General features: G+C 42.1%; 12 protein-coding genes and 2 pseudogenes. All 14 read right to left on the bottom strand.

Features of this window, described 5'->3' with window-relative positions; translation table 11 throughout:
- Window positions 1-191: 191 nt before the first annotated feature.
- Window positions 192-1,109, bottom strand: a complete 918-nt coding sequence (gene glyQ / locus O3642_RS06550; protein ID WP_002886077.1) for a glycine--tRNA ligase subunit alpha — start codon at window positions 1,107-1,109, stop codon at window positions 192-194.
- A 669-nt stretch (window positions 1,110-1,778) separates the two neighbouring features.
- Window positions 1,779-2,621, bottom strand: coding sequence for an aldo/keto reductase (locus tag O3642_RS06545; RefSeq protein WP_371605629.1), 843 nt, complete (start codon window positions 2,619-2,621; stop codon window positions 1,779-1,781).
- Window positions 2,618-2,836: a hypothetical protein gene (locus O3642_RS06540; RefSeq protein WP_195623611.1), complete on the bottom strand. Its 219-nt coding sequence runs from the start codon at window positions 2,834-2,836 to the stop codon at window positions 2,618-2,620. Before O3642_RS06540 ends, O3642_RS06545 begins: the two co-directional genes overlap by 4 nt.
- A 171-nt stretch (window positions 2,837-3,007) precedes the next feature.
- Window positions 3,008-4,165 (bottom strand): N-acetylglucosamine-6-phosphate deacetylase, encoded by a 1,158-nt coding sequence (gene nagA, locus O3642_RS06535; RefSeq protein WP_042760248.1) that lies wholly within the window; start codon window positions 4,163-4,165, stop codon window positions 3,008-3,010.
- 153 nt (window positions 4,166-4,318) lie between these two features.
- Window positions 4,319-5,950, bottom strand: a complete 1,632-nt coding sequence (locus O3642_RS06530) for a Na/Pi cotransporter family protein (RefSeq protein WP_037608308.1) — start codon at window positions 5,948-5,950, stop codon at window positions 4,319-4,321.
- A gap of 449 nt (window positions 5,951-6,399) precedes the next feature.
- A complete protein-coding gene (gene rbfA, locus O3642_RS06525) occupies window positions 6,400-6,750 on the bottom strand; it encodes a 30S ribosome-binding factor RbfA (protein ID WP_003003976.1) in 351 nt (116 codons plus the stop codon).
- 73 nt (window positions 6,751-6,823) lie between these two features.
- Window positions 6,824-8,812 (bottom strand): annotated as a pseudogene (gene infB / locus O3642_RS06520) (translation initiation factor IF-2); the annotation flags it as partial.
- A gap of 114 nt (window positions 8,813-8,926) precedes the next feature.
- Window positions 8,927-9,538 (bottom strand): annotated as a pseudogene (locus O3642_RS06515) (translation initiation factor IF-2 N-terminal domain-containing protein); the annotation flags it as partial.
- A gap of 16 nt (window positions 9,539-9,554) precedes the next feature.
- Window positions 9,555-9,854: a YlxQ-related RNA-binding protein gene (locus O3642_RS06510; protein ID WP_003018481.1), complete on the bottom strand. Its 300-nt coding sequence runs from the start codon at window positions 9,852-9,854 to the stop codon at window positions 9,555-9,557.
- Complete coding sequence (rnpM, locus tag O3642_RS06505) at window positions 9,847-10,143, bottom strand: RNase P modulator RnpM (RefSeq protein ID WP_003010401.1); 297 nt, start codon at window positions 10,141-10,143, stop codon at window positions 9,847-9,849. The genes O3642_RS06510 and rnpM overlap by 8 nt, the downstream gene beginning before the upstream one ends.
- Before the next feature lie 14 nt (window positions 10,144-10,157).
- Window positions 10,158-11,300 carry a transcription termination factor NusA gene (nusA, locus tag O3642_RS06500; RefSeq protein ID WP_013904736.1) on the bottom strand — a complete coding sequence of 381 codons (1,143 nt, stop codon included), beginning with the start codon at window positions 11,298-11,300 and terminating at the stop codon, window positions 10,158-10,160.
- Window positions 11,301-11,344: 44 nt separating this feature from the next.
- Window positions 11,345-11,824: a ribosome maturation factor RimP gene (gene rimP / locus O3642_RS06495; RefSeq protein WP_003018457.1), complete on the bottom strand. Its 480-nt coding sequence runs from the start codon at window positions 11,822-11,824 to the stop codon at window positions 11,345-11,347.
- Between the two features lie 97 nt (window positions 11,825-11,921).
- A complete protein-coding gene (gene trmB / locus O3642_RS06490; protein ID WP_371605628.1) occupies window positions 11,922-12,557 on the bottom strand; it encodes a tRNA (guanosine(46)-N7)-methyltransferase TrmB in 636 nt (211 codons plus the stop codon).
- On the bottom strand, window positions 12,554-13,348 hold the full coding sequence (gene ccrZ / locus O3642_RS06485) for a cell cycle regulator CcrZ (RefSeq protein WP_003018442.1): 795 nt from the start codon (window positions 13,346-13,348) through the stop codon (window positions 12,554-12,556). Before ccrZ ends, trmB begins: the two co-directional genes overlap by 4 nt.
- Window positions 13,349-13,360: the final 12 nt, after the last annotated feature.

Genomic DNA, 13,360 nt, shown 5'->3' with positions numbered 1-13,360 from the left:
TATCTTTTTTTCCAGTTTGCCTTATGTGATTGGCACGCAAGCAACCGACTTCGTCGTTTCATTGCTAAAATTGGAGCCTAAGGTCTCCAATTTTGTCTGGTATCGTTAGTTTCTCTAACGATACCTAAATCACAGCGGCAACTGGTTCTGTAAGGTTACTCTATTAACCTATCCTATCTAATACACTCTTTTTATTCTTCCTCTTCTGCTAGGAGTTTGGCGCGTGTGGCTTCGTCGAGAAGTGGATAACCAAGTTTCTTACGTTCTGCGACGAAGGTTTTAGCTACTACACGAGCCAAGTTACGGATACGGGCAATGTAACCGGCACGTTCTGTAACGGATACTGCTCCACGAGCGTCAAGCAAGTTGAAGGTATGTGAACATTTCAAAACGTAGTCATAGGCAGGGTGAACAAGGCCTAATTCCAAAGCACGTCCTGCTTCTTTTTCAAATTTTTCGAAGTTTTCAAGAAGCATATCTTGGTCAGAAACTTCAAAGCTGTATTTTGAGTGTTCATATTCTGGTTGAAGGAAGATTTCTCCGTATTTAACGCCTGGAGCCCACTCGATATCATAAACTGAGTCTACTTCTTGGATGTAAGAAGCCAAACGTTCCAATCCATAAGTGACCTCAGAAGTTACTGGGCCAGTTGCCAACCCACCAACTTGTTGGAAGTAGGTGAACTGAGTGATTTCCATACCATCCAACCAAACTTCCCAACCAAGACCAGCTGAACCAGTTGATGGGTTTTCCCAGTTATCTTCAACGAAACGAATATCGTGTTCCAAAGGATTGATCCCCAATTTTTCCAATGACTCAAGGTAGAGTTCTTGGATATTTGATGGAGAAGGTTTCATGACCACTTGGAATTGGTGGTGTTGGTAAAGGCGGTTTGGATTTTCTCCATAACGACCGTCCGCTGGACGACGTGATGGCTCTACATAAGCCGCATTCCATGGCTCAGGACCAATGGCACGAAGGAAAGTATAGGGGCTCATAGTTCCCGCACCTTTTTCATTATCATAAGCCTGCATGAGCATACAACCCTGGTCATTCCAGTATTGTTGCAAAGTAAGGATGATTTCCTGGAAAGTCAATTTTTTAGACATGTTTTACTCCTTTTTCTATAATTTCTTGCGACACGAGTCTGCCTCGTCGATCGTACGAGGCAAGACGAGTTAGTACTGCGTTCAGCTCAGGCACCCTAGTGCCGAGCGTGGGGCAGTCCGACTGTAAGGAGGTCTCTGCCACTAACGCAGTGAAAGGTTAGTTTTTTAGACATGTTTTACTCCTTTTTCATAAAGTTTCTTGTGACTCAGGATACAAAAAGAACCGTGTCTTCGCTCCTAAGTACTTTGACCTAGGGGCGTCAAAAACGCGGTTCCACCCTAATTTATTACTTCATTTTATCTTACTTTACTCAGCTTTTTGCTGAGAGAAAGCGCCACTTGCTTACTTTGCTCTACTTGGCTCTCACTATCCCAAGCTCGCTAGAAAAACGCCGTAAGCCCTTCTTTCTTGACTAGTATTATAGCAAATTTTTAATGACTTGTAAATTAAAATCCGCATGAGACAATCGTTTCATACGGATTTTAGGCTAACAAACTATTTTGTTTTGCTTATGGACGACTTACAGCTTTTGGTTTTTTACTGGGTAAAGATTTCTGAAATATAAAGACCAAAGTTCAAGAAGTTGATATCTTTTGTTTTATCAAAGGATTTTAAAAAACCGAGAACAAAACTGTCCTCGATTTTCATTAATAAATAGAAATTCTCTTTTAAAAATCTTTGGTGTCCGGATCTGGTGCACCTGCTTCAACCGGAAGATGGCGAAGGAGTTCCATATCATCTGCCGTCAATTCAAAATCAAAGCAATTTAGATTACTTGCAATCCGCTCACGTGTAACCGATTTTGGCAGTGGAAGGAAACCTTCTTGTAAACTCCAAGCCAGGGCTAGTTGAGCGACGGTCTTTCCATATTTAGTAGCCATTTCTTTTACTTGTTCATTTTGGAACAATTCTCCTTGGCCAAAAGGTCCCCAAGCCTCTAGTAAAATGCCATGCTTGCGACTCGCTGCGATGGCTTCGCTTTGGTACACCCCAGGTGCTAGACGAATTTGGTTCACAGCCGGAATGACCCGAGCTGTTTCAAGGAGGGCTTCCAAATGATGAGGCAGAAAATTGCTAATACCAATAGCCCGAACCTTGCCAGCAGCTAGCATATCTTCCATTGCCCGCCAAACCTCAGCATTTCGTTGTTTCCAAGCATCATTTTCTCGAAGAGGTTTTGGATTTGGCCAATGAATCAAATAAAGATCTACATACTCCAAGCCTAGTTTTTCAAGAGACTCTTCCAAAGCAGCTTGAGCATCTTCATAGGTGTGTTGAGTATTCCAAAGTTTGGTGGTAATAAACAGGTCTTCGCGCGCAAGCCCACTGTCTTTAATGGCCCGACCCACACTCTCTTCATTCTGATAAATCGCAGCTGTATCGATATGGCGATAACCTGCTTTTAAAGCAGCTAAGACAGCTTGATAGGCTTCTTCTCCATTCGCTGCTTTCCATGTCCCAAATCCCAATACAGGAATCTCCACCCCATTATTTAAACGATAATGATTCATTTTTTCTTTCCTTTCTTCGATTTCGGTTTCTTAGGCCCTCGAAGCTTGATCTCTGGCTTAAAAATATTCTTCTTAGTTGGCTCCATCTTCTTGCTATAAAAACTATAGAGTAAAAATGCCCCACCAACAATCACAATAAAGATATTTTTTCTTACAATCCCATAGAGCAAGAAAAAAATTCCCATTAATAAAAAACGTATATCAATTGCCTTCATAAGCTACCTCACATTTCAATTCCCATTATAGCATGAAAAGACAGCATTCACAAAATTGCACCACAATCGGTAAACAAAAAGCCCCTCAAGACTGTTTTACCCCATGAATACGTCACAAAACCTCTCTAGGTCTGACCTAGAGAGGAAGTGTTCTATCTTCGATTCTTGAATCTAGTTCGTAGCCTGGTAACGTTTGACACCATCGAGATAGGTCGCAACCAGATCCAAATTTTGGTCAAGTACGATGAAGTCCGCATCATACCCTTCGCGAATTTGACCACAAACATCATCAATATGGACTGATTTTGCCGGATTGAGGCTGGCCATCATCACTGCTTCGTGAGGGTTAGCAATCCCCCACTCTACAACATTTTTTAATCCATCTTTCAATTTCAAGATTGAGCCAGCTAGATTACCAGTTGATTTCAAGCGAGCCGTCCCTTCAGCGACCACAACCGGGAATTCCCCAAGCATGTAGTCCCCGTCTTCTAAGCCCCCAGCTGTCATACAGTCCGTAATCAAGGCAACATTTTCTTTTCCTTTTTGTTTCATCAGGATATCACACGCTAGTGGATCCACGTGATGGCCATCACAGATCAACTCTGCTGTAGTATGAGGCAACTCATACATGGCACCAACCATACCGAGTTCACGGTGCGTCAAACCACGCATACCATTGTAGGCATGCACCCAGACACTCGCACCTGCATCAACCGCTTTTTTAGCTTCTTCAAAAGTAGCATTAGAGTGTCCCAGAGCGACAGTCACCCCTTCTCCTGTAATGGTCCGAACAAATTCTTCTACCCCTTCACGCTCGGGAGCAAGGGCAATCTTATTCAACAGACCATTGGCAGCTTTTTGCCAAGCCCGGAATTCTTCCATACTTGGATCCTTCATATAAGATGGGTTTTGAGCTCCCTTGTATTTTTCTGTAAAATAAGGTCCTTCAAAATAAATCCCGCGAATCTTAGCTCCTGTTGCTTCTTTGTATCGTGCACCGATATTTTCAGTTACTGCCAAAAGTTGTTCGTAAGAGGAAGTAAGGGTCGTAGGCAAAAAGCTCGTAACCCCTGTACTCAAGAGCCCTTCACTCATGGTATGGAGAGTGCCTTCGATATTATTATCCATCACATCTACCCCACCAAATCCGTGAATATGGGTATCTACGAGGCCAGGCGCAATGCTGTAACCAGAATAATCCAGCACATCCGCACCTTCTGGTAAGCTTTCCACATGTTTTCCAAACTTGCCATCAACAAGCTCCAAATAGCCTCCGCGGCGAACCCCATGTGGATAATAAAATTGATCTGCTTTAATATATGTAGACATAAAATCGTCCTTTCCATTGTAGGAACTGTGTTCCATTTATATTCATACATATTATAACGCTTTCACTTCCATTTGTAAATGGTCTAGACCTATTTTTGAATAGAATCCAACAAAAAACAGAGTAAGCTTCCTACTTACTCTGTTTGACGTTCCTTAAATTTGCTCGATTTGTACTTTTTCAGCGAGATTCATGGCATGGTCTGCAACACGTGTATAGTGAGAAATGATATCAATAAAGTTTACTCCGGCTTGAGGTGTACATTCGCCTTGGTTCAAACGACGAATATGGGTTTTCCGAAGTCTTTTCTCCAACTTTTCAATTGCCTCGTGACGTGCTACCAATTGGTTTGCAAGACTCACATCATTGTTCTCAACAGCTTTTAAGGCATCCTCTACAAATTGATGGGTTTGGTTGTAAATATCTTCCAATTCAGCCAAGGCCGCTTCTGAAAAGACCACTTTCTTACGAATTAAATAATCGGTCAGATTGATCAAGGCTTCCGCGTGATCTCCAATCCGCTCCAAATCCCGTGAAGAATCCAAGATATTGGTGAGAACTTCACTTTCTCTCGGACTCAAGGCTTCACTTGACAAACGAATCAGGTAGCGAGTCAAATCATCATCAATGGTATTGATGGCTTCTTCTGTCTTATGACCCTTTTCAGCTGTTTTCTCATTTTGATGAACAATATAATCATAAGAAAGATTAAAAGCTTTGTCTGCATATCCACCTAAATGAAGCAACTCTTTTTTCGCATTTCCAAGAGCAATCGAAGGCGCTTGGGTGATCAAGTTTTCATCCAAGTAGAGCGGTTCATATTTGACAACCTCATCCTCACCAGGAATCAGCTTGGTCACAAAGTATGCCAAAGCTCCAATGAATGGGAACTGGATGATGGTATTGGTTATATTAAAGGTTCCGTGAGCAAAGGCTATGGTCATTTCTGGGGATAAATGAAGAGTCGTTTCAAACCATTGAATCAAAGAGGTAAACGGAACAAGGAAGACAAGACAGATAATGGTTCCGATAACATTAAAGGCTACATGGGCACCTGCCACACGTTTGGCCGCAATATTAGCTCCCAAGGAAGCAATGATAGCTGTAATGGTCGTTCCGATATTATCACCAAAGAGAACTGGGAGGGCTCCTTTCAGGTCAATCAAATGACTAGCATAGAGATTTTGCAAGATACCAATGGTTGCAGAAGAGGCCTGAATCAAAAGTGTTAAGCCTGATCCAACAAAGACACCCAAGATAGGACTTTTACTTAACTGCACCATATAGTCACGAAAGACTTGCAAATCTTTAAGAGGTTCCATAGCCCCACTCATCAAGTTGAGGGCAAAGAAGATACCACCGACACCAAAAACGATTCGTCCAACATTATTAACCAAACGATTTTTGGTAAAGAAGAGACAAACCGCTCCGATAAAGAGCATGGGAAGAGCGTAGTCTCCTAATTTAAAACCAATGATAAAGGAGGTAATAGTCGTTCCAATATTGGCCCCCATAACAATACCAATAGCTTGACGGAGGGTTAGAAGTCCTGCACTCACCAGACCGACCGTAATCACTGTAACCCCTGAACTCGACTGAATCAAGGCAGTCATCCCAATCCCTACTAGAACCCCTAGAAAGGGATTACTCGTATATTTATCAATATAGTATCGAAGTCGATCTCCTGCAGCCTGTTGCAAGCCTTCTCCCATGGTTTTAATACTATAGAGAAAGAGCCCCAGGCCTCCCAAAAAGTTAAATACAATTTCCTGCCAGTTAATCGACATGTTCATTCCTCCAAATTTGAGATCAGAAATAAAACTCCTCTCCTATTGTAAAGGATAATTTCCAATCACACAAGAGATTTCTGTAAATTTCTATTATTTTTTGAAACCGTTTTTCCTTCTGTTTTATTTTCCTCGTTTTAAGAGCCAAAAAAAGAGGGTGGAAAATTTCCAACCCGAGACTGTAGACAAACTATTCTTTTTTATAAATCTAATAAATTCTATAAAAAGAAATGTTACTCGTTAGAGTGATTCAATCATCTACTGAAACTTTTCGTCGTGAGAAAAGTACCTGAAACTTAATAGTTTCAGGTACTCGGAATTATTGAGACCTTAGGCTCAATAATTAGTCATGGAACTTCGAAGAAGTTCGCTGACGTCCGTACTCACCTAAGGAAAGTTTCTAAGAAGACTTTGTCTTTCAATCTGGGCGTGGAAAATTTCCAACCTCTCTAGTCTTTGTTCAAATTGCGTAACATCTCATCGATCTTGTTACCGTATTCGATAGACTCGTCTTTGACAAAAGTAAGATCCGGAATCTTGTACAGTTTCAAATTCCGACCTAATTCACGCTTGATGGTTCCTGTTGCTTTTTCAAGGCCTGTCTGAGCCTTTTGATTGTCTGAAGCCAAATCACTCATAATTGAATAATACACTTTGGCCATAGACAAATCACCTAGCATTTGAACATCCGTAATAGTAACGCCTTGAACACGCGGGTCACGGACTTTCTTTTGTAAAATCTCATTGACTTCACGCTTGATTTCCATCCCTACTCGATCTGTCCGAAAATGACTTGCCATAGGAACTCCTTTCTGCTTTGTGTTTAAAAACTAGGAAATCAGAGAAAATTCCTCTTTTTTCCTAGTCAGCCTCTTATTTTTTAATTTCTTCCATGATGTAGGCTTCAATGGTATCGTCTGTCTTGATATCATTGTAGCCTTCAATCATCAATCCACCTTCACGACCATTTGTCACTTCTTTGACATCATCTTTGAAGTGTTTCAAGCTTGCAAGAGCACCGTCATATATCACGACACCGTCACGAATGACACGAACCTTGGAATCACGAGTGACCTTACCACTGAGGACCATAAATCCACCGATGGTACCCACTTTAGAGACCTTAAAGGTTTCACGAATAACTGCTTCCCCGATGACTTTCTCTTCGAACTCAGGATCCAACATACCCTTCATGGCATCTTCCATTTCTTCAATCACTTTGTAGATAATTGAGTGAAGACGGATTTCTACCTCATCAGCTTCAGCTTGTTGACGTGCTTGTGGCGTAGGGCGGACGTTAAATCCGATGATGAAGGCATTTGAAGCTTCTGCAAGGGTCACGTCTGATTCGTTGATGGCACCAACTGCTGAGTGAACGATGGTCACTTTCACACCTTCTACTTCAATCTTTTGAAGGGAAGCAGCAAGGGCTTCAACCGAACCTTGTACATCGGCTTTAATGATGACATTAACAGATTTCACTTCCCCAGCCTTCAAGGTATCAAAGAGATTTTCAAGGCTGACGCGGTTGGTTGCTTGACGTTGTTTCATCAGAGCACGTTTGGCACGTTCTTCACCCGCCGCACGCGCAGATTTTTCATCTTCGTAAACCGCGAAGTGGTCACCCGCCATTGGCGCTTCGTTCAAACCAGTGATAGAAACCGGAGTAGATGGTCCTGCAACCTTCACACGACGTCCAAGGTCATTGGTCATGGCACGGACACGTCCAAAGGTATTTCCGACAACGATTGGGTCTTGGACATTCAAGGTACCTTGTTGAACAAGGAGGGTTGCCACCGCACCTTTTCCTTTATCCAAACGTGCTTCGATAACAGTACCGATGGCACGAACAGTTGGATCTGCTTTGAGTTCTTGGATTTCAGCCACAAGAAGGACCGTTTCCAAGAGTTCATCGATATTTTGGTTGAACTTAGCTGAGATTTCTACAAACTCAGAATCACCACCCCAAGCTGTTGACATAACTCCATGCTCTGCCAATTCACCGATGACACGCTCTGGATTAGCTCCTGGTTTATCGATCTTGTTGATGGCCACAATGATTGGAACATTGGCAGCTTTTGAGTGGTTGATGGCTTCGATGGTCTGTGGCATCACCCCGTCATCTGCTGCTACAACCAAGATGGTAATATCGGTAACAGATGCACCACGCGCCCGCATAGAAGTAAAGGCCGCGTGTCCAGGTGTATCCAAGAAGGTAATCTTCTTGCCATTTTCCACGATTTGATAAGCCCCGATGTGCTGAGTGATTCCTCCCGCTTCACCTGTTGCTACACGTGAATTACGAAGGGTATCCAAAAGGGTAGTCTTCCCATGGTCAACGTGTCCCATGATAGTTACAACTGGTGGACGTTCCACTAACTCATCTTCGTTGAGATAACCATCTTCCACGAAGAAACGTTCAATATCGGCATTATCCACTTCTACCTTTTTCTTGGCTTCAATTCCATAATCGACCATCAAAAGTTCAATGGTATCCCCATCCAGCGATTGATTTTGAGTTGCCATAACTCCCATCATGAAGAGCTTCTTGACGATTTCAGCTGGCTCTCTCTTGATACGTTTTGCGATTTCTGCAACCGTCATTCCATCCGTATACTCAAATTCACTTGGTAATTCATGGAATTTACGCTCTGTTACTGGTTTTGGAGCTTCTGTGCGGTTGTTCTTTCCCTTTTTATTCTTCTTATTGTTATTCCAGTTACTATTTTTTTGATTTCTCACTTGATTTTGACTACTTCGATTCCTTTGTTGTTTTCTTGGACCATCTTCCTCACGATCAAAATCATCGCGTTTCTTATCTGGTCGCGCTTGTTTCTTACGGCGTGTATCTACTTGAGCTGGAGTAGCTACAACAGCTGGCTTCGTATGGCTTTCAACAGTCGGCTCCTGTACAGGTGTTTTCACTTCAGGTACTTCTACCCGTTTCCGGCGCTGTTGACGTTCTTGTTCTGCTTTTGCGGCTTGTTGTTTGTAGCGATCTTCACTTCCACGCGCATACTCAGCATTTTGTTCTGCTTTCAATGCTGCTGCACGCGCTTTGAAATCAATTTTTGGTGCCACTTGGGTTTGAGCACTACGTCTTTGATCTGGTTTGTTATTGCGACGATCAAAACCTTGATTTCGGTGTTCATTTCGATCTTGTGGTCGTTGATTTCGGTTGTCACCATGACGCTGATTGTCCTTGCGATCACGTTTTGGACGATTGTCTTGTTGTTTTCTACGTTCTGCCTGCTCTTTTGCGCGCGCTTCTCGTTCCGCTTTAAAGTTACGACTCTTTGGTTTAGCAGCTGGTGTTACTGATTTTGTCTCAGTTGTCCCTTCTTTTTTTACGGGCGCTGCTTCTTTTTTCTCTGCGACAGCCGTTGTCTTGGCAACCACTTCTGCTACTTTCTTTTCGACTGTTTCTTTTTTCGCTGAAAAGCTCTTGATCAACTTTTCAGCAACATCAGTATCGACACTAGATGCATGACTCTTGACGTCAAAACCTAATTCTTTCGCACGAGTGACGACTTCCTTACTTTCCTTGCCCAATTCTTTGGCAATTTCGTATAATCTTTTCTTAGACAATTGCTGTCCTCCTCTTCTATTCCATAAGAGACCTCATTTTCTTTGAAAATCCAGCATCTACAACAGCGACGACCTTACGAGCACGTCCAATTGCAGTGCTTAATTCTAGTGTTGAAAACACGGTAGATACTTGAACCTCATAAAAGTGACCCTTATCTGTCACCTTTTTTGTCAGGTTACTAGCTGCATCATTTGCCAGAAAAACTAATTTTGCTTTTTCTTCCTGGATTGCTTTGATCACGAGTTCTTCTCCAGAAATGAGTTTTCCTGCTCTTTGCGCCAAGCCCAACAAATTACTTATCTTTTGCTTATTCAAGGCCTAACTCTCTTCTCTTCACCTTATGATCTACATAAGCGATCAATTCATCATAGAAAGCTTCTTCCACTTCCATATTAAAGCTACGATTAAAAACTTTCTTTTTCTTAGCAAGTGCCGCTTCTTCATTGTCTAACTTGATGTAAGCACCTCGACCATTGGCTTTGCCAGTTGGATCGATAAAGACTTGTCCTTCTTTATTTTTGACAATGCGGAGCAAATCGCGCTTATCAATAATTTCATTTGAAACGACAGATTTTCTTAAAGGGATTTTTCTTGTTTTTACCATTTTCCCTCCCTCTCTTAATCGACTTGCTCTTCGCCACTTTCTACTTGGTCTTCAAAAGTTTCTTGAGCTGCTTCCATTTCTTCAAACTCACTAGCAGATTTGATATCGATGCGGTAACCAGTCAAATGAGCCGCCAAACGAACGTTTTGACCACGACGACCGATGGCAAGAGATAGTTTATTATCTGGAACCACAACGAGAGCATGTTTGCTATCTTCATCATCAAAAATAACTTGGTCCACTTCTGCAGGAGCGATCGCATTATAGATGAATTCAGCTGGATCTGGAACCCATTCGATGACATCGATGTTTTCTTCCGTCGGAACCATACGTTCTAATTTTTGATCGTATCGAGCTGGGTGGAATTTGCTGGTAATCTTTTTAATGTTCGATCCACCACGACCAACGATAGTCCCAATCGCATCTACGTTTGGATTATGGCTACGAACCGCAACTTTTGTACGATCTCCAGCTTCACGAGCTACACTCATAATCTCAACAGTTCCATCATATACTTCAGGAATTTCTTGTTCCATCAAACGTTTGATCATTTCAGGGTGGCTTCGGCTAACAAAGACATTGACACCACGTGGATTATCTTCTACCTTGTAGACAAATACTTCAATTCGATCATGAGATTGGAACACTTCTCCTGGAATCTGGTCTTGCTTAGACAATTGTGCTTCGATTGAGCCAAGATTGACATAGATAAAACGATTGTCAAAGCGCTCCACCGTTCCACTCATGATTTCATTTTCATGTTCTTTATAAGTGTTATAGGTGATGGTGCGCGTTTGCTTACGCATTTTTTCCATGATCGTTTGTTTGGCAGATTGAGCTGCTACACGACCAAATTCAGCTGGCGCTTCTTCAAACTTGATCTTGTCCCCCAACTCATAAGCAGAGCTAATGGCCAAGGCATCCTTCAAACTAATTTCTAAACGGCTATCAAAGACTTCATCCACCACTTCACGAACCGTATAAACACGGAAATCTCCAGTTTTTTCATTGAATTCAATCGCTGCACTTTCTGATTGTCCATAACGACGGCGATAAGCTGAACGCAATGATTCTGTGACTGCTTCGATGATATCTTCTTTTTTGATCCCTTTGTCTTCTTCCAAAATGCGGAAGGCTTCTAGCATTTCTTTACTCATGTTATTCTTGCCTCTTCTATAAAGGCATCCTTTCTTTCATTCTGTTACAATTTTACAGCCAACCTTGCTTTGGACACAAGGTTATAAGGAATATCCACTGTTTTCTTCCGTGTTTTATCCATATACTCAATGGTCAAAACATCCTCTTCAAAACCTACCAAATTCCCCTCAAAGACCTTTTGCTTTTCAACAGCCTTGTACAAGCTGATATTGACGTACTTGCCAACAGCTCCCTCGAGTGCTTCCTTGGTTTTCAATGGTCTCTCCAGGCCAGGACTGGTAACCTCTAAGAGGTACTGTTCTGGAAATGGGTCTGGTTTGATTTGATCCAATAGCGGGCTAATGATTTCTGTCAAATCCGCTGTATCATTCAGTGTGATTCCTTCTGGTTTGTCTACGAAAATGCTTAAGACGTAGTCACCACCCATTTTGCCATATTCAACATCGACCAATTCAAATGGTTCCTTTATAGCTGGCTGAATCACTTCTGTTACTAAGTCAACAATTGTTGCGATGGTTGCCACCTCCTCATAGATAAGAGGCGAAGATATTTCCCCGCCTCTCCTTTTCTATTCATTTTATGTATTATAGCACGATTCCCCAATGATTGCAAGGAATATGCTAAAACTGTGCTTCAACACGGTAAATGACCTGTCCTTTACTTGAGAACTTTTTCTCATATTCCGTCATGATATTCCCCTCAAAATCACTGGCATGAAGGTCTAACCAAACCCCTTTCAAGATCATACCGTATTGCGAAAAACTCACCAAGCTATATTCAAACAATCCACGATTATCTGTCTTAAAGTGAATCTCCCCATGTTCTGGAAGAATTTGCTTGAAGGTATCTAGGAAGGTCTTGTAAGTCAAACGACGCTTCTCATGACGTTTCTTAGGCCAGGGATCTGAAAAATTCAGATAGAGTTGATCAATCTCTCCATCTTCAAAATAGTTGGTCAAGCTATCCCCGTCTACCCAAAGTAATTTAATGTTAGGAACATCAGCCTCTAAGACCTTATCTAAGGCATAACTCAAGACCGATTTTTGAATATCAATTCCGATGTAGTTGATCTCTGGATTGGCCTTGGCCATCCCAGTAATAAAGGCCCCTTTTCCGCTTCCAACTTCAATATGAATGGGATGATCATTCCCGAAAATCTCATGCCATTTCCCCTTGGCATCTTCTGGATTTAGGACCACATATTGCGGATTCGCTTCTAATAATTCAGTCGCTCCCTTGCGATTTCTAACTCTCATATTTCCTTTCCATATTTCAACCGGAAATTGCGCAGAGCATAGATCTCGCGATTGACATTTTCTAAATCATTATTTTCATAGTATTTAGCAATTTGGCACAAGAAAGAGTATTGACCAAACCAATAGAGTTTATCAAATACTTTTTGATTGTACTTGTAGCCATAATAGCCTAACCAATCGCGCCAATTAGAATCTGGGATATAGTGACTCAAGATATGCGCCACATCCAACATCCGGTCTGTCAAACGAACAGAGTCCCAATCGACTAGATAAATCAAGCCACTCTCTGTCTCAATCCAGTTGCTATGACGAACATCTCCATGGACGATCGTCGCATAATCCTCCCGAAAGGCAGGCACTGTCTTACGTAAATTCTTTACGACTGATTGGATATAGTGGTTCTGACGTAGGGCAATTGGCAAATGGTTGCTCCAAGAATTGAGCAACTCTAACGGAGATTCCACCGGATAACCAAGTTTCTTTAATTGGGTCATCAAAGGTCTAGATCGGTGCAATCTCGTTAAAATATTGACCACTTGCTTTTTCGACATTCCATTTGGAGTTAGAATTTCCCCATTCAACCATTCTTGGGCACTCATCACATTTCCATCCGGCAAGCGGCGACTCCATAACAATTGAGGAGCAATCTGTTCTTTTGCTAGACCCGCAAGGATTGGGGTCGTATTCATTTTTACAAAAACGCGCCCGCCATCTGGGTAAGTCCCCATGTAGGCCTTCCCACTCTTCCCAGGAATTGGGGTGAGGCTTAGCTCTTTTTCATTCGAGTCCATCTTTTCCTCCGT

Origin of the sequence: Streptococcus sp. 27098_8_66, from assembly GCF_041431945.1 — a bacterium.
GTDB lineage: Bacteria > Bacillota > Bacilli > Lactobacillales > Streptococcaceae > Streptococcus > Streptococcus dentalis.
This window is presented reverse-complemented; position numbering and strand designations above follow the sequence as displayed.